The sequence below is a fragment of the uncultured Allobosea sp. genome (genome assembly GCF_945956895.1).
Lineage (GTDB): Bacteria > Pseudomonadota > Alphaproteobacteria > Rhizobiales > Beijerinckiaceae > Allobosea.
This window is the reverse complement of sequence record NZ_CAMFJF010000016.1, coordinates 1-17406: the sequence shown is the minus strand read 5'-3', so window position 1 is coordinate 17406 and position 17406 is coordinate 1. Positions and strand designations below refer to the sequence as shown.

Below are 17406 nucleotides of genomic sequence, written 5' to 3'. Positions count from 1 at the left end.
TCGCGGTTTCCGTGCATTTTCTTCGAAATCTGTACGTTTGCGGAGCACAACACGGAGCCGTCCAAGCTGCTACTTGCCGTGTCCTGGGAATCGGCATCAGGTTCGAAACATGGTTCAGGACGGGCAAAGCGTCGATCGCAAGTGGAGGGTGCCGAAGACGGCCAGCCATCGGCTGGCTGTCCTGCCCTTCTCCGCATCGGATCGCCGCGCCGCAGCCGCCATCCGCGCCGGGAGATCAAGGTCGGGACAGCGCCCGGGCGTCCTGGTGTCATTGCTTGCGGGGCTGACCCTGTCCGGCATGGTCGATCTTGCGCATGCGGCGGCACGGCCTCCGCAATTCTTGCGTGCCTGCCGATTACCTGAGGCCGAGCCGGCGCGCCTTCTGCCGCCATCTCCGCGGGCGGGGCAGGAGAAAGACGAGGGCGACGACGATGCTTCGGCAGATGCGCCCGACGACGGTGCCGTTTCGGGTGGCTTCAACCTCCCCGGCCTCGCCACCTGTGTGCGGGTGTCGGGCACCGTCAATGCCGGGCTGCAGCGTGACTGGTATCGAACGGGCCTGACCACAAAAGCAACGCGCCTGGCTCCATCATCCGCGACCAGCTTCCCGCTCTCCGCCAGTTTCCGCATCGAGAGCAGCCAGCAACTCGCCGACGGCACGAGTCTGTTGACGGCCTTCGAGCTCCAGACGGATGCCGCCGCCGATGGCAGCCAGGAGACGACGCTGAGCGAAGCCAGCATCACGCTCGGCTCCTGGCAGTTCGGATACGTCTCTTCACGCTTCGATTACTGGACCGGCGATGATTTCGCCTTCCTCGGACGGATACCCAGCCGCAGCGTCGGGATGCTGGCTTTCACCGGTGCCCTTTCAGACGAGACGACGGTGAGCGTTTCGCTGGAGGATACCCGCATGGGCCAAAGCTCCTTGCCGGTGGCAAGTCGGCGTTTTCCCGACGGTGTCGTGCGGCTGCTGTACGAGACCGATGCCCTTGCTGTGCAAGCGGCGGCCGCCTTGCGCGAGATGCCAAGCGCTTCCGGGGCTTCCACGCGCCTTGGCCGCGCCGGTCTCCTCGGCCTGACCTGGACGCCCAAGATACAGGAACACGAGATCCGGATATCCGGCCAGATCGCGGGAGCCATCGATGCACCCGTCTATATCGGCTCGCAGCTCGATCGCCGCACGGTACTGCCCGGTCTGCTGCCGGATGAACCAACACGCGGCTGGTCCGCCGTCATATCCATCGGCTGGGACTGGGTATCCGACTGGAGCAGCAACATCTATGTCAGCCGGTATCGCCTCTCCCTGCCTGGATCCGGGCTGTCCGCATCCGTTGGCATCGATCGCGCGACAGCCAACCTGGTCTGGAAGCCGCTCGAAGGCCTGAGGCTGGGGGCAGAGCTCTCCATCGCCAGCCAGCGCGCCAACCTGTCGGGCCGTACGGCGGCGATCGCTTTCACAGGCCAGCAGACCTCTGCACAGATCTTCCTCGAGCGCAGCTTTTAGCCGGGACATAGCGTCATGCCGGTTTATGCCCGGCAACAACTGCGCAGCCTCTTTTGGGAGTTTCAGCCGCAGCTCGCTTGGGTCGAGCGAAACGGCAGTAAAGACCGAATTCGCGACGAGAACGATCAAGACGACCCGGCGAAGATGTCGTTGGTGTCCTCCAGCCGCGCCGTCGAGACCGTCACTTCAAGGCCGCGTCGTGCCCGATATCGCCGGGTGCGACCATCAGCGCCGAGGCGGCCGCTTGGCCTCGCCGTCGGTTCATCGCATGCTATGGCATCGGATCGAAAGGTCGAATCTACTTTTCGAAAAATTTTTATGCGATAACAAAGAGATAGGTCACCGTTGCCGCGTTCCGTCGGACATACGACGGTCCGGCACGTTGGACGGTCGATCGTGTATCGCCTGCCTTCTTCGGAGATCTGAGATGCGTTCCTTTTGTGCGGCTGCAGCAGCCCTTCTCGCTGCCCTTCTCCTGTCGACGCCAGCCGCACAGGGGCAGTCGCGGATCAAGGCCCTGATCGAAAGGCTGCGGGGCGACACGATGCCGGACGGTATCGTCAAGACCAATGGCCGCATCGAGGCCACGCAGGTCGATGTCTCCTCGAAATACGCCGGGCGCCTCGCCGAGGTCTCCGTCAAGGAAGGCGACGAGGTCACCGCCGGGCAGGTGGTCGCCCGCATCTCCTCGCCCGAATACGAAGCGCAACTGCGGTCCGCACAGGCGCAAGTTCTCCGAGCCCGCCAGGCGCTCGCCGAGGCTGAGGCCCTGATCGCTCAGCGCAAGAGCGACCAGATTCTTGCCAGGACAGATGCCGAGCGCGGCAAGGAACTGGTCGCGAAGGGCTATCTCAGCAAGCAGGTCGACGACCAGCGCTCGGCCAAGGCCGATGCTGCCGATGCCGCGTTGCGGGCCGCACAGGCGCAGCGCGACCAGGCCCAGTTCGCGATCCACGCCTCCGAGGCCGATGCCGAACAGATCAAGGCGATCCTGGTCGATCTCGTTCTGCTCGCGCCGCGCAGCGGGCGGGTCCAGTACCAGCTTGCGCGAACCGGCGAGGTGGTCGCGGCCGGAACCCGCGTCGTCACGATCCTCGACCTGTCGGATGTCTACATGACGATCTACCTGCCGGCGGCGCAGGCAGGACAGCTCGCGCTGGGCGACGAGGCGCGCATCATCCTCGACCCCGTGCCGCAATACGTCATCCCTGCGACGGTGAGCTTCGTCGCCGCCGATGCGCAGTTCACGCCCAAGGCCGTCGAGACCGCCGAGGAGCGCGAGAAGCTGGTCTTTCGCGCCAAGCTCCAGGTCGATCAGAATCTGCTCGCCAAATACCATCGGCAGGTGAAGACCGGCGTGCGCGGGCTCGGCTTCGTCCGCACCTCGTCCTCCGCGAAATGGCCCGACTCGCTTGCCGTGAAACTGCCATGACGGAGGCCGGGCCTGCCGCCAGTCTCGCAGGCGTCACGCATCGCTACGGCAAGGTGACCGCCCTCGACGCGCTGACGCTCGCTATCCCCTCCGGCCGCATGATCGGGGTGATCGGGCCGGACGGTGTCGGCAAATCGACGCTGCTCGCGCTGATCGCCGGCGTGCGGATGATCCAGCAGGGCAGCGTCCAAGCGCTCGGCGGCGACCTCGGCATCAAGGCCGAACGCGAGGCCCGGCGCGGGCGCATTGCCTATATGCCGCAAGGGCTGGGGCGGAACCTCTACCCGACGCTCTCGGTCTTCGAGAACATCGACTTCCACGCAAGACTGTTCGGGCAGGATGCCGCCGAGCGCCGCAGCCGCATCGACGAGCTTCTCAAGGCGACGGGGCTCGACCCCTTCGAGGGACGGCCGGCGGCGAAGCTCTCCGGCGGCATGAAGCAGAAGCTCTCGCTCTGCTGCGCGCTGATCCACGACCCCGACCTGTTGATCCTCGACGAGCCGACCACCGGCGTCGACCCGCTCTCGCGCGGCCAGTTCTGGGACCTGATCGACACGATCCGCGCCCGCCGACCGGGCATGAGCGTCATCGTCGCCACCGCCTATATGGAGGAGGCCGAGCGCTTCGACTGGCTGGTCGCGATGGATGACGGCAAGGCGATCGCGACCGGCACGCCGGCCGAGCTGCGCGAAAAGGCGGGCCAATCGACGCTGGAGGACGCCTTCGTGGCGCTGCTGCCGGAAGCCAAGCGCGCGCAGCACAGGCAAGTCGAGCTCAGGCCCCGCGTCGTGAGCGACGACGCCACGCCCGCGATCGAGGCCGAGGGGCTGACGCGGCGTTTCGGCGATTTCATCGCCGTCGACCATGTCAGCTTCCGCATCGGCCGCGGCGAGATCTTCGGTTTCCTCGGCTCGAACGGCTGCGGCAAGTCGACGACGATGAAGATGCTGACCGGCCTGCTGCCGGCGAGCGAAGGCACCGCCAAACTCTTCGGCCAGCCGCTCGCTGCCGACGACATGGAGACGCGGCGCCATGTCGGCTACATGTCGCAGGCCTTCTCGCTCTACAGCGAGCTGACGGTCCGCCAGAACCTTCTGCTGCACGCTGAGCTCTATCATCTGCCCCCGGCCGAGATTCCCGGCCGGATCGCCGAACTTCTGACCCGCTTCGACCTCGCGGACGTCGCCGACGAGCGGCCCGAGAGCCTGCCGCTCGGCCTCCGCCAGCGCCTACAGCTCGCCGTTGCCGTGCTGCACCGGCCGGCCATGCTGATCCTCGACGAACCGACCTCGGGCGTCGATCCGATCGCCCGCGACGCCTTCTGGCGCACGCTGATCGACCTCTCGCGCGACGACGGCGTCACCATCTTCCTCTCGACCCATTTCATGAACGAGGCGGAGCGCTGCGACCGCATCTCCTTCATGCATGCCGGCAAGGTGCTGGCGGTCGGCACGCCACAGGAACTGGCCGAGAAGCGCGGCGTCGATACGCTGGAAGAGGCCTTCATCGCCTATCTCAAGGAAGCTGCCGGCATCGAGGACGCATCCGTGGAGACCGATGCGGTGCCCGCTGCTGCGGCCCGACCGGCGCCGCCGGCTCGCCGTTTCGATCCGCGCCGGCTCTGGGCCTGCACCCGCCGCGAGACGATGGAGCTCCTGCGCGACCCGATCCGTTTGAGCTTCGCCTTCCTCGGACCCGTGCTGCTGATGCTGGCCTTCGGCTTCGGCATCTCCTTCGACGTCGAGAACCTTAAATTCGCGGCTTACGACCAGGACAACTCGATGGAGAGCCGGCAACTGGTCGAGGCCTTCTCCAGCTCGCGCTATTTCTCCGAACAGGCCCCGATCCGCTCCGCGGCGGAGCTGGATCAACGCTTGAGAAGCGGCGAGCTACAGCTCGTCATCGAAATCCCGCCCTCATTCGGCCGCGACCTGATGGCGGCCCGGACACCCGAGCTTTCGGTCTGGCTCGACGGCGCCATGCCGTTTCGGGCCGAGACGACGCGCGGCTATGTCACCGGGCTTGCGACCCAGTATGCCCAGAGTTTCATGGCCTCCCAGGCCGCCTCAAGCCACGCGCCGTCGCCTTTCACGATCGAAACGCGCTTCCGCTACAATCAGGACTTCAAGAGCGCCAATGCGATGGTGCCGAGCGTGATCATGCTGATGCTGATCCTGATCCCGGCGATCATGTCGGCGATCGGCGTGGTCCGCGAGAAGGAGACCGGCTCGATCGCCAATTTCCGCTCGACGCCGATCAGCCGCTTCGAATTCCTGTTCGGCAAGCAATTGCCTTACATCGCCATCGCAATGGGCAGCTTCGCGATGCTGGCACTGATCGCCCTGTTCATCTTCCAGGTCCCGATCAAGGGCTCGGCCTGGGTGCTGGTGCTGGCGACGCTGCTCTATGTCTCGGCGACGACAGGCTTCGGCCAGCTCATCTCCAGCTTCACGCGCACACAGGTCGCGGCCGTATTCGCCACCGCGATCCTCTCGATCATCCCGGCCGTGAATTTCTCCGGCCTGATGGTGCCGGTCGCCTCGCTCTCGGGCGGCGGGCGCCTCATCGGCATGAGCCTGCCGCCGGCCTGGTATCAGCCGGTCAGCGTCGGCGTCTTCACCAAAGGCTTGGGAGCGGCCGAGCTCTGGCCCAATCTCGTGATGCTCGCCTTCTTCTTCCTGCTCTTCCTCGTCGTCGCGCAACTGGCGCTGCGCAAGCAGGAAGCGTGAGATGGCGGCTCTCATCATCCATCTCCAGAACATCCTGCACCTCGTGGTGAAGGAGTTGCGCAGCCTTCGCGCCGACCCGATCATGCTGGTGCTCGTCATCTACACCTTCAGCATCGCCGTCTATACGGTTGCAACCGGCGTGAAGCTGGAGGCGCGCGACCTCACCATCGGCATCGTCGACGAGGATCAGTCGGAACTGTCGCGCACCTTGCTCGGCTCCTTCGGGCCGCCCTTGTTCAAGGTCTCGAAGCGCATCGCCGCCAACGAGATCGACGCCGAGATGAATGCCGGCCGCCTCGTCTTCGTGCTGGAGATCCCGCCCAAGTTCCAGGCCGACCTCCAGGCCGGGCGCCCCACGACGTTGCAGCTCAACATCGACGCCACCGCGATGACCCAGGCCGGCAACGGTGCGGTCTATATCCAGCAGATCATCGCGCAGGAGATTGCGAACCGGCAGGCCGGGCGCGAGACGACGACCACGCTGCCAATCAATCTCGTGGTGCGGGCGCGCTTCAACCCCAATCTCGATTCCGGCTGGTTCAGCTCGGTGATGCAGGTGCTCAACAACGTCACGCTCCTGACCATCATCCTGACCGGCGCCGCCCTGATCCGCGAGCGCGAGCAGGGCACGGTCGAGCATCTCCTGGTGATGCCGGTCACGCCGGTCGAGATCATGCTGGCGAAGATGGTGGCGAACGCGCTGGTGATCCTGGTGGCGGCGGTGGCCTCGCTCGTCCTGATCGTCGAATGGGCATTGGGCGTGCCGATCGCCGGCTCGCTCCTGCTCTTCGTGTTCGGCACGGCGATCTATGCCTTTTCCGTCGCGGCGCTCGGCATCCTGCTCGGCACGCTGGCGACGACGATGGGGCAGTTCGGCCTGCTCGCGATCCCGGTCTTCGTGGTGACGCAGCTTCTCTCCGGCGCGACGACCCCGATGGAGAGCATGCCGCTCTGGTTGCAATGGATCATGCGGGTCTTCAGCCCGACGCCGCATTTCGTCGCCTTCTCGCAAGGCGTGCTTTATCGCGGCGCGGGGCTCGACGTGGTCTGGCCCGAGATCGTCAAGATCATCGCGATCGGCGCGGCCTATTTCGCCTTCGCGCTGGCCCGCTTCCGGAAAGTGATCTTCGCGTGAGGGCGGTTTTGCCGCGGGAGCGGAAGCGGCCCGGTCGATTGTCATCGCCCTGTCGGCTTCCTAGTGTTCCGACCTGACGGGAGGAGGCTCCGCTCGACATGACCGCCCGCAAGAAGACAAACCCCACCCCAAAGGCCGATGCTGACCGCCCCGTCGCACTCAGCCTGCCCTGGTTCTGGCCCGTCGATGCCGCGCTGCGCCTGACCGAGCGCAATCTCGATTTCCTCTCCGAGGCCGTGAAGATCACCCGCCCGCCGCCGCCAGGCTGGGCGACGCCCAATACGGTGCGGCTCGACCTGCCGACCATGCGCCTGCGCGAGTTCGGCAAGGCCGGCGCCGACAGCATCCCCGTCCTGGTCGACGCACCCTATGCCGGGCACGGCGCCACCATCGCCGATTACGACAAGGGGCAGAGCCTCGTCGAAACGCTGCTGGCGAACGGCATCGCGCATGCCCTCGTCACGGACTGGAAGCCGGCCACGCGGGAGATGCGCTATTTCAGCATCGACACCTATCTGGCGGAGCTCAACGCCGCGATCGACGACCTCGGCGGCAAGGTACATCTCGTCGGCCTCTGCCAGGGCGGCTGGCTGAGCGCGATGCTGGCCTCGCGCTTCCCACACAAGGTCAGGTCGCTGGTCCTGGCCGGCTCGCCGATCGACGCCGATGCCGGCGACGGCCCGATCAAGCACATGGCGAAGACCATGCCGCTGAAGAGCTATCGCGACATGGTCCGGCTCGGGCGCGGCCTGATGCCGGGGCGCTTCATGCTGGCCGGTTGGAAGAACATGCATCCCGAAGAGCACTACGTCGACAAGTTCGTGCGGCTCTACCAGAACCTGGCCGACCAGAATTATCTCGACCGGACCGAGACCTTTGCCGCCTGGTACGAGAATCCGCTCGATCTTCCCGGCGTCTACTATCTCCAGGCCATCGAGCAGATCTTCAAGGAGAACCGCTTCGCCAAGGGCGAATTCGTCGGTCTCGGCCGGCGCCTCAGCCTGAAGGACGTGACCTGCCCGCTCTATCTGCTGGCCGGCGCGGCGGACGACATCACCACCAGCGAACAGGTCTTCGCGGCAGAGGACCTCGTCGGCACGCCGAAGAAGCTGATCGAGAGGAAACTGGTGCCTGGCGGCCATATCGGCCTGTTCATGGGCCGGAAGACCCTCACCGAGACCTGGCCCGGCATCGCCCGCTGGCTCGCCGCGCAAAGCTAGAGAGGCGCCATGACGACCTTGACCTCCTCCGAATATTTTCGGCTCGCGCTCGGCCGTTGCGAGGCTCTTCCGGCGGTGCGGACCGGGGTGGTGCATCCCGTCAAGGCCAATGTGATCGAGGCGGTGGCCGATGCCGTCGGCGAGCAGCTGATCGCGCCTGTGCTGATTGGCCCGGCCCCGCGCATTCGCGCCGCCGCGCGGGAGGCCGGGATCGACATCTCGCCCTGGGAGATCGTCGATACCGAGCACAGCCACGAAGCGGCGGCGAAAGCCGTCTCGCTGGCGGCCGCCGGCGAACTCGACGCGCTGATGAAGGGCTCGCTTCATAGCGACGAGCTTCTGGGCGAGGTCGTCCGGGCCGATTCCGGATTGCGAACCGAGCGGCGCATCTCGCACGCCTTCGTGATGCATATCGAGAGCTACCCCAAGCCCTTCATCATCACCGACGCCGCGGTCAACATCGCGCCCGATCTCATGACGAAGGCCGATATCGTCCAGAACGCCGTCAATCTCTGGCATGTCGCGTTGAATGGCATCGACGAGATGCCGAAGGTCGCGGTGCTGGCCGCCGTCGAAACCGTCAATCCGCATATGGCGGCAACGCTCGATGCCGCCGCGCTGTCGAAGATGGCCGACCGCAGCCAGATCACCGGCGCCATCGTCGACGGGCCGCTTGCCTTCGACAATGCGATCAGCGCCGCAGCGGCGAAAGAGAAGGGCATCGTCTCGGCCGTTGCCGGCCATGCCGACATCCTGCTCGTACCCGATATCGAGGCCGGCAACATGCTGGCGAAGCAGCTCACCTTCCTGGGCGGCGCCGATGCCGCCGGAATCGTGCTCGGCGCGCGCGTGCCGATCATCCTGACGAGCCGCGCCGACAATCTGCGCGCGCGCCTGCTCTCCTGTGCGCTGGCCGTCCTTCTGGCGGAAGCGCGCCGCACGGGGCGGATCAAGTGATCGATACTGTCCTCGTCCTCAACGCCGGCTCGTCCAGCCTCAAGTTCCAGGTCTTTCGCCTCGGCGATCTCTCCGTCCTGGCGCGCGGCAAGGCCGTGCGCCTCGGCGAGCCGGAACCCGCCATGGACGCGAGCCTCGCGGACGGCACCCGGGAGCGTATCGCGCTGCCGCCTGCCTGCGATCACGACACCGCGCTCGCAGCCGTCCTCGCCTTCGTCGATCGCCATGACGACGCCTGGCGGATGAGGGCCGTCGTCCATCGCATCGTCCATGGCGGTGAGCGCTTCGTCGCTCCGGTCGTGGTGACCCCCGAAGTCTTTGCGGCACTGGAGGCACTTTCGCCGCTGGCGCCGCTGCACCAGCCCCATAACCTGGCCGCGGTGACCGCTGCCCGACGCCTGATGGGCGACGTGCCGAACATCGCCTGCTTCGATACGGCTTTCCACGCCGGGCACGACGCGCTCACCCACAACTTCGCGCTCGAACAGGGACTGCGCGACAAGGGCATCCGCCGCTATGGCTTCCACGGCCTGTCCTATCAGTGGCTGGAGATGGTGCTCGCCGAGCAGCATCCGCACCTCCATGCCGGCCGCGTCGTCGCGGCCCATCTCGGCAATGGTGCGAGCCTCTGCGCCATCCGGGGCGGACGCAGCGTCGACACGACGATGGGAATGACAGCGCTCGATGGCCTGCCGATGGGGACGCGTTGCGGCGCGCTCGATGCCGGGGCCGTGCTCTACATGTTCCAGAGCCTGGGCATGACCGCGCAGGAGGTCTCGGATGCGCTCTATGAGCGCTCGGGTCTGCTCGGACTGTCGGGCCTCTCAAACGATGTCGAGACCCTGCTGAAAAGCGACGACCCGCGTGCGCGTTTCGCCCTCGACTATTTCGCGCTCAAGGCCGCGCAGCTCGCCGCATCCATGGCCGCTGCCATCGGGGGAATCGATGCGCTCGTCTTTACCGGCGGCATCGGCGAGCACGCGGCGCCGGTGCGCGATGCGATCGTCGCGCGCCTGCGTTTTCTCGGAACCTTCGAAGTCCTCGTGATCAAGGCGAACGAAGAACGCATCATGGCGCTGCAAGCGAGTGCATGCCTCGCCGCGCAGGAACGGAGACCGTAACCGCGACAGAGACCCCTCGCGGGTTTTGTTGGAGGCTCTCGATCGCATCACCGCGGGGCAATCGTCATGCCGCCATCGGCGGTGAGGATCGCACCGGTGATGAAGCTTGCATCCTCGGAAGCCAGGAAGGCGACCGCTGCAGCGATCTCGTCGGGCGTGCCGAGCCGGCCCGTCGCCTGGCGCCCGGCCACCGCAGCCATGCGCTCGTCGCGATCAGCACCGTCCCCGGCGAGGCGGACTATCCGGGGCGTCGATGGTGCCGGGGCAAAGGCAGTTGACCCGCACCCTGCCCGCCAGCTCGATCGCGAGCGCGCGCGTCAGCCCGAGCACGGCCGATTTCGAGGCGCAATAGGCGGCGCACGCGGCGAAGCCGAGCTACGCCGCGACCGAGGCGAGATTGACGATGCTGGCCCCGGCCGGCATCAGCGGCAAGGCCGCCTGCGCCATCAGCATCTGCGCCGTGACGTTGACGGCGAAGACGCGATTCCAATGAGCCGTGGCCAGCGCGGCAAGCGCGCCCTCCTCATGGGGATCGACGAGGCAATGAGGCTTCCCCATGCAGACATCGATCCGGTTTCGCGGATGAAGCGGCAGAATGGATCTCGCCAGGGAAAATCGGGTCGCGCGCGCCCTCCGCGAAAGGCGACAATGTCAGGATATAGAGCAGGAAGAACTCGATCTGACGGTTGATCCCCAGCTTGAGCATGATGCGCTTGATATAGGTCCTGACGGTCGCCTCCGTCAGATCGAGGGTCTGGCCAATCTTCCACGGCGGCTCGCCCCCCAGGATGCGCATCACGATCCTCTCCTCCGCCCAGGGCAGGCCGAAGGCCGTCGCAATCCGCTTGGCTCCCGCCGCCGGATCGATCTGCGGGATGACGACAAGCAGCCGATCCATATCCCGCTCAACCGGCGCGGCGCCGATCCATGCGAAGGCGAACGCGCGGTGGTCGGTCGATAGCGGGATGATCGTGTTCGTCCAGCCCCGACCGGAACGGGAGGCCATCGTGTCGCGCAGCGCATGGCGCAGCAGGTTGTTGACGAGCAAATTCGGGCCAGCGAGCGCGCCATGGTCGAGGCGAACGGGGCTCTTCGCCAGCAACATCTGCCGGCCGGCATCGTTGGTTTCGAGGACGCGCAGTTGATGGTCGACGGCAAATGCCGGGAAGGCCAGTTCCTGCAGGAGAGTGTCCAGGCTGAGGTTCTCGCGCCGACGCTGCGTGAAACCCTGGGTCGTTGCCCAGATCACGCTCGCCGCGCGGGAGACGCAGACCCTCTCCGTGGCCGAAAGCTCGCCTGCCCGCCAACCCGCGACGAAAACCAGGTCGCTCCCATTGCCGGCGGGCAGACGCCCCACCAGAGCATGCACAGCCTCGCCCGACTTGCGCCCGAGCAATTTCGGGATAAGCGCGTCGGATGCATCGGCGAGAAAAAGACCGCGGCCTTCCCAATCCGGCCTTTGCACCAGGCGCGTGATCACATCCGCGGATGGCTGCACATCGTCGTCGAAACCGACACGGACGGCGGCGGCTGTGAATCCGCTCGGCCGCGACAAGGCCAGGACAAGGCATCGTCGGCATTCGAGCAACCCGAGCATGGCGCGTCCGAAGGCTTCGAGAGCGAGAAGTATCGCCGCTCTGCCCGGCTGCGCCGGCGCAATGGAATCGTCTCGCAACATCGAGAGCTCCCCTGTCGCATTGATCCCCCCGTGTCGTTCAACTCTCCTTGAAGGCGCGCTGCACACGCAGCAACAACGGTTCCAGCAGATATTCCGCGAAGGTCCTCCGGCCGGTTTCCACGAAAATCTCGACCGGCATCCCCGGCTGCAGCGATGCGAAATAGGGGGCGAGCTCCGGCGTTTGCCGCAGGTCGACTTCGGCCTTGTAGAACGGCTTGCCGGAGCGCTGGTCTATGAGCGCATCGGCCGTGACCATCGTGACGGCTCCGGTGAACATGGGCGTCCGCCGGGAGTTGAAGGCGAGAACCCTCACGCGAGCCGGTTGCCCGAGCCTGACCTCATTGCGGTCGCTCGGCTTCACCTCGCCTTCGACGATCAGGCGGTCCTGCATCGGAACGATGTCGAGCAGGGTTTCGCGCGGATTGAGGACCGCGTTCAGGCTGCGCGTGTTGAGGCCTACGACCATCCCCGCCTCGGGGGCCCGGATCTCGCTCCGGCGGAGCATGTCCTGCGATGCCACGATCCGGTGCCGGGCATCGGCGATCCGCTCCCGGGCCGCGTGGCTCTGCTTGGCGATATCCTCCAGCCAGGCATAGGTGGTTTGCCGGCGCCTGTCCTCCAGCTCGGCGATCTTGCCTTTCGACTGAGCCAGCGAGGCCGCATTCGTCGCGATCTGGGCTTCGACATCCGCCTCCGCGCGCTTGAGAGCAAGAACCTTCGGCTTCCGCGCCAACCCCTTTGCCAGCAGGTACTCCGAATCCTTGATCTCCTCCTGGAGATAGGAGAGCTGCCGCGCCAGGCCGCTCGAACTGCTCTGAAGCCCGCGGATCGCATCCTCGAGCTGCAAGATCTGCTGATCGATGAGCTTGCGCTCGCCCTGGAGCGACGTGGCTCTCGCCGCGAATTCGGCAAGCTGGGTCGCCATGGCAGACCGCGCCTCCCTGCTTGTCGTGTTGTTCTTGAGCTCGTCGGGGAAGGCAATCTCGGCAGCGCCGGCCTGCTCGGCCTCCAAGCGCGCCACCGTCGCAAGATCGGCGAAAAGCTTGGTCTCGAGGACGCCAAGATTGGCTTCGATCTGCGTCGTGTCAAGCCGAGCCAAGAGCTGGCCGCGCTCCGCCTGCTCGCCCTCGTGGACGAGAATCGCTTTGACGATTCCTCCCTCGAGATGCTGCACCGCCCGATGTTGCGACAGAACCTTGACTACGCCGGGCGCGATCACTGCGCTCGCCAGCGGCACCGTGGCGGCCCAGAGGCCGCAGATGCCGAAGAGCACGATGGCCAGCACGGCGCCCCAGCGGACGAGCCTGGCCGTATCCGACCGGGGACGCTCCGGCACCTCCTGCAGATCGGTGGCCATGGCCCGAATGAGCTGGGCCGGCCTGACATCCTGGACGACGCTTCGCCGGGCCGGCGCGGAAGGAAGATCGACGACGGACATCAGCGCCTCCCGTCAATGATGTCGGATCTGGTCCTCTCGCCCGGGGCGGGACGTGAGGGCCGCATCGGCGTGGCGCCGGCCATGGTTTGCGGGAGCACGTCGCAAGGAGGTCCGAACGCGACCTGGACGCCGTCCCGCAGGAACAGGATCAGGTCGGCTACGGTGAAGAGCCGTGGGCGATGCGTGACGATGACAAGCGTCGCACCCCGCGCCTTCGCTTCCCGGATCGCGGCGCACAAGGCTTCCTCGCCATCCGGGTCGAGATTGGAGTTGGGCTCGTCCAGCAGGATCAGCCTGCGCTTGCCGAAGAGCGCGCGGGCCAGCCCGATGCGCTGGCGCTGCCCGCCCGAGAGCTTGTTGCCGTCGCGGCCGATCTCGGTCTCGTAGCCGTCCGGCAAGGCCAGGATCATCTGGTGGGCGTTGGCCTGCTTGGCGGCGTCGATCACATCCGCGTCGGTTGCCGTTTCGTCGAAGCCGGCGATGGCCTCCGCGACCGTGCCGCCAAGCAATTCGACATCCTGGGGCAGGTAGCCGATATAATGTCCGAGCTGGTCCGGATCCCAGTGCTCGAGCGAGGCGCCGTCCAGGCGGATCGTGCCCGTGGTCGGCCTTTCCAGCGCCGCGATCATCCGCAGGAGCGTCGACTTGCCCGCACCGGTCGGCCCGATGACGACGATGACGCTCGCCGGCGCGCAGCGGAAGTTGATGCCGGCCAGGACCGCCCGCCGCGCCTTCGGGTTGCGAAAGCCAACGGCACTGATATCGAGCGCGCCCAGGGGAGGCGGCAGGAGCGTTCGGCCCTGGCTGATCAAGGCGGAAGCGGCGGCGCGGCGGACATGGCCCCAGGCATCGCGCCCAGAGGTCAGCGTACGCAATCCGGCGACGAGTTGCTCCATGGGCGCCAACGTGCGGCTGATGAGGATGGAACTCGCCATCATGCTGCCGCTCAGAACCTCGTTCTGCAGGACGAGCCATGCGCCGGTTCCGATCGCCGCGACCTGAAGCACGATCCGGATCGCGCGGGCGATGGAGGCGACCAGCGCGACGCGTTCGTTTGCCTTGACGACAGGGACCAGCGCCGCATCGTTGAGCCGAAGGAACTCGCGGATCGCGCCATGCGTCCATCCCATCGCCCGGACGAGGCTGGCGTGACCGACGATGCCGTCGAGCGCGTGCTGCGCCCGCAAGGCGGTGCCCGTGGCCTGCGCCAGCTCGGCGCGTGCCACGCGCCCGCTGATGAAGGCAAGGGCAAGCAGGAGCAGCGAGCCGAGCAGCGCGATCGTGCCGTACCAGGGATGAATCAGGTAGAGCACGACGACGAAGATCGGCAGGAAGGGCGCGTCGATCAAGGTCGAGGCCGTCCCGCTCGACAGGATGTTCCTGAGTTCGCGGACCCGGACCATGTCGTGCGTCCCGGCCTCGTTCCGCCTCGCCGCGTCCGCGATCGAAGCCTTGAGCACGAGGGGCGCGAGCAATCGCTCGAAGCTGATGGCAAAGCGGCCGAGCAGGCGGTCGCGCAGGATATCGAAGCATGCGCTGAAGCCCAGCGCCATGACGGCAAGGCCCGTCAGCCCGATGAGCGTTTCGATGCTGCCGCTCGTCAGCACCCGGTCGAAGACCTGGATCGAGTAGAACGGCAGGATCAGCAGGAGGAGATTGATCGCGACGCTGAAGACGACGACCCATAGCATGGCGCGCCAACCCGGGATCGCCATCAGAAGCCTGCTGCCTCTCAGGATGGCGGTGTCGGCGGTGACCCTGGTTCGGAACCCGGAAGTCGTGCGGCTAGCAGGCGCGTCGGACATGTGTCCTCGGGCGGAAAGAAGCGTGGCGCGGTCGTGCGGGAGGATGGTGCCGGTTCGGCCAGGCCGATTGACGGGCGGATCATGCTCCGGCGCAGTGGAGCGGGAGCAGGCCTCAGATCGCGCCATGTCGCGATTTCACCCGAGCCCCCCGGCCTCCGGCCCAGGGCGGAGAACCCCTGTTGCCCAGCCGTGTCGTCAACGGGAAATGCTTAAGCGCCCGCGTCACCGCAGCCATGATCTCGCCTCCCTTGATCCAGCACGCCCCTTCTTGGATTGCCGCCAGCACCGGCTTTGACCGGCCTCGTTTCGCCGCTACGGGTCACAGCCCGAAAGCCAAAGAAAGGACGCTAGGGAAGCTTGCCCTCCGGCATAATCCCCATTTGGTGACAGAAACGGCTTGGCGCGGTGCCCTCCCGCAAGTCTTCGCGATGGCGGAACCGGATATAGTCGGGCTCGCCTCACAGGTGCCTCGGCCTTGATATTCGTAAAGAATATAGCGGGTAATGCTTTGATCGTTGAGCTTGAAGCAAGATGAACGCCTCGGGCAACGCATGAATAGCATTGGCGTCGACGGCTTTTGTCTCCAAATGGGGATTGCGTTACCCCTCCACATCTCCCTAGCTTCCGCCACCTTCGCAAACTTCTTGAGCCGCAGCGATCGATACCCTGCGCAGTGCTGCGCATGGACGGGCGTGCGCCATGCGAAGGCATCTGCAGCAGGGAGAATGGCCATGGCAATCATCAATGGTACACCCGGCGACGATATCATCCCCCCGCCCGATACCAGCGGTGACGACATCATCAACGGCTTCGCCGGCAATGACACGATCGATGCCGATGGCGGCAACGATGTGGTCAGTGGCGGAGCAGGCGACGACAATATTCTCGGCGGTGACGGCACCGACACGCTGGATGGGAATGCGGGCAACGACACCATCGGTGGAGGCGATGGCGACGACGTCATCAACGGCAACGCCGGCAACGATACCCTGGCCGGTGATGCCGGCAACGACACCGTCGATGGCGGCGCGGGCGACGACAACATCCTCGGCGGAGCCGGCAACGATGACTTGTCCGGCGGCGCCGGCAACGACACGGTCGGCGGCGGCGACGGCGACGATGTCATCAACGGCAATGCCGGCAACGACACGCTTTCCGGCGATGCGGGCAACGACACCATGAATGGCGGCGCCGGCGACGACACCGTCAATGGCGGCGATGGCGACGATGTGCTGAGCGGCGCGGCAGGCAGCGACACGCTGAATGGCGGCGCCGGGGCCGACACGATGGACGGCGGCGCCGGCAACGACACCTTGAATGGCAACGCCGGTGACGATGTCATGAACGGCGGCATCGGCAACGACACGCTGAATGGTGGTGACGGCAACGACGCCATGCACGGCAATGCCGGCAACGACACCATGAACGGCGATGCCGGCAATGACACCATGGATGGCGACGCCGGTGACGACGTGATGAACGGCGGCGACGGCGGCGATATCATGAGGGGCGGCGCCGGTGCCGATACTCTCGACGGCGGGAACGGGGTGGATACCCTCAGCGGCGGCGATGGCGACGATACGCTGAGCGGTGGCGCCGGAGCGGACACGCTGAATGGCGAGGGCGGCGACGATGAGCTGGCTGGAGGAGCCGGAAACGACACCGGCAGCGGTGGTGAAGGCAACGACGTCCTCGCTGGCGGGGCCGGGAACGACAACCTCTCGGGCGATGCCGGCGACGATCAGATCAGCGGGGGCGCCGGCAGCGACGAACTCCACGGCGGCGAGGACAACGACGAGATCGACGGCGGGAACGGAGCCGACAATCTCTACGGCGACGCTGGCGACGATCTGTTGACGGGCGGCGCGGGCACCGACGCTTTCCATTTCGGAGATGGCGCGGACAATCCGTTCGGCGATGACGAGACCGCCGACCTCAATGCGGCGGACGAGGACACCATTGAGATCGATGTCGTCGACCCGGCAACAGTTGCGGTGTCCGTCGATGATTCCGGGCCCAGCGTCGTTCTGGACTTCGGTTTCGGCTCGATCCAGATCGACGGTGTTTCCGGTGGAGGCACGTTCACATCGATCGAGGACATCAATGACGCACTGGGATACGACGCCATCACCCTCGTGTAGCGGCGTCTTTCCAAAGGTGGCGGCGAACCTCGCCGCCAGCTCGTTGTTTGGCTCTGCGCGATTTTGGCGGGGTTGCCGGGGAGCGGCTTTGGGGGGTCTGGAACGCAAAACCCCGCCGCTCGCGCGACGGGTTTTTGGTAATATTGGTTGCGGGGGCCAGCAACCACCGATACCGACATCCACTGAAAGTGGGGTGTTGATTTCCGCCGAGAAGTGACCCGTTAGGCGGGGATTTTTCCATCGAGA

12 protein-coding genes and 1 pseudogene are annotated in these 17406 nt (G+C 66.0%); 8 read left to right on the top strand and 5 right to left on the bottom strand.

The annotated features are described in order from the left end of the window. Positions 1 to 109 precede the first annotated feature (109 nt). The 7 genes from Q0Q02_RS11685 to Q0Q02_RS11655 all read left to right on the top strand — a co-directional run bounded on the left by Q0Q02_RS11685 (position 110) and on the right by Q0Q02_RS11655 (position 10098). Entirely contained in the window at positions 110 to 1504 is a 1395-nt protein-coding gene (locus Q0Q02_RS11685) for a porin (protein WP_293809560.1), read from the top strand. A gap of 427 nt (positions 1505 to 1931) precedes the next feature. Next, positions 1932 to 2936 carry an HlyD family efflux transporter periplasmic adaptor subunit gene (locus tag Q0Q02_RS11680; protein ID WP_293809558.1) on the top strand — a complete coding sequence of 335 codons (1005 nt, stop codon included), beginning with the start codon at positions 1932 to 1934 and terminating at the stop codon, positions 2934 to 2936. Beyond that, entirely contained in the window at positions 2933 to 5665 is a 2733-nt protein-coding gene (gene rbbA, locus Q0Q02_RS11675) for a ribosome-associated ATPase/putative transporter RbbA (RefSeq protein ID WP_293809556.1), read from the top strand. The genes Q0Q02_RS11680 and rbbA overlap by 4 nt, the downstream gene beginning before the upstream one ends. 1 nt (position 5666) lies before the next feature. Continuing rightward, positions 5667 to 6800, top strand: coding sequence for an ABC transporter permease (locus Q0Q02_RS11670; RefSeq protein ID WP_293809554.1), 1134 nt, complete (start codon positions 5667 to 5669; stop codon positions 6798 to 6800). Positions 6801 to 6898: 98 nt separating this feature from the next. After that, the gene (locus Q0Q02_RS11665) at positions 6899 to 8020 is read left to right on the top strand and encodes an alpha/beta fold hydrolase (RefSeq protein WP_293809545.1); all 1122 of its coding nucleotides are present in this window, start codon (positions 6899 to 6901) and stop codon (positions 8018 to 8020) included. A gap of 9 nt (positions 8021 to 8029) precedes the next feature. Then, on the top strand, positions 8030 to 8977 hold the full coding sequence (locus Q0Q02_RS11660) for a bifunctional enoyl-CoA hydratase/phosphate acetyltransferase (protein ID WP_293809544.1): 948 nt from the start codon (positions 8030 to 8032) through the stop codon (positions 8975 to 8977). Next, on the top strand, positions 8974 to 10098 hold the full coding sequence (locus Q0Q02_RS11655) for an acetate/propionate family kinase (RefSeq protein WP_293809543.1): 1125 nt from the start codon (positions 8974 to 8976) through the stop codon (positions 10096 to 10098). Before Q0Q02_RS11660 ends, Q0Q02_RS11655 begins: the two co-directional genes overlap by 4 nt. Positions 10099 to 10145: 47 nt before the next feature. Here the strand turns inward: Q0Q02_RS11655 and Q0Q02_RS11650 are convergent, their stop codons facing one another. The 5 genes and pseudogenes from Q0Q02_RS11650 to Q0Q02_RS11630 form a co-directional block, all read right to left on the bottom strand. Then, positions 10146 to 10340, bottom strand: coding sequence for an SDR family oxidoreductase (locus Q0Q02_RS11650; RefSeq protein WP_293809667.1), 195 nt, complete (start codon positions 10338 to 10340; stop codon positions 10146 to 10148). Continuing rightward, positions 10312 to 10656, bottom strand: a pseudogene (locus Q0Q02_RS11645) (SDR family NAD(P)-dependent oxidoreductase). Before Q0Q02_RS11645 ends, Q0Q02_RS11650 begins: the two are co-directional and overlap by 29 nt. Further along, positions 10622 to 11776, bottom strand: coding sequence for a helix-turn-helix transcriptional regulator (locus tag Q0Q02_RS11640; protein WP_293809542.1), 1155 nt, complete (start codon positions 11774 to 11776; stop codon positions 10622 to 10624). Before Q0Q02_RS11640 ends, Q0Q02_RS11645 begins: the two are co-directional and overlap by 35 nt. Positions 11777 to 11813: 37 nt before the next feature. Continuing rightward, entirely contained in the window at positions 11814 to 13133 is a 1320-nt protein-coding gene (locus Q0Q02_RS11635) for an HlyD family type I secretion periplasmic adaptor subunit (RefSeq protein ID WP_293809665.1), read from the bottom strand. A gap of 80 nt (positions 13134 to 13213) precedes the next feature. Then, positions 13214 to 14929, bottom strand: coding sequence for a type I secretion system permease/ATPase (locus Q0Q02_RS11630; RefSeq protein WP_293809540.1), 1716 nt, complete (start codon positions 14927 to 14929; stop codon positions 13214 to 13216). An 821-nt stretch (positions 14930 to 15750) separates the two neighbouring features. On the opposite strand from Q0Q02_RS11630, the gene Q0Q02_RS11625 reads away from it, so the two are divergent. Continuing rightward, complete coding sequence (locus Q0Q02_RS11625) at positions 15751 to 17160, top strand: calcium-binding protein (RefSeq protein WP_293809538.1); 1410 nt, start codon at positions 15751 to 15753, stop codon at positions 17158 to 17160. Positions 17161 to 17406 lie beyond the last annotated feature (246 nt).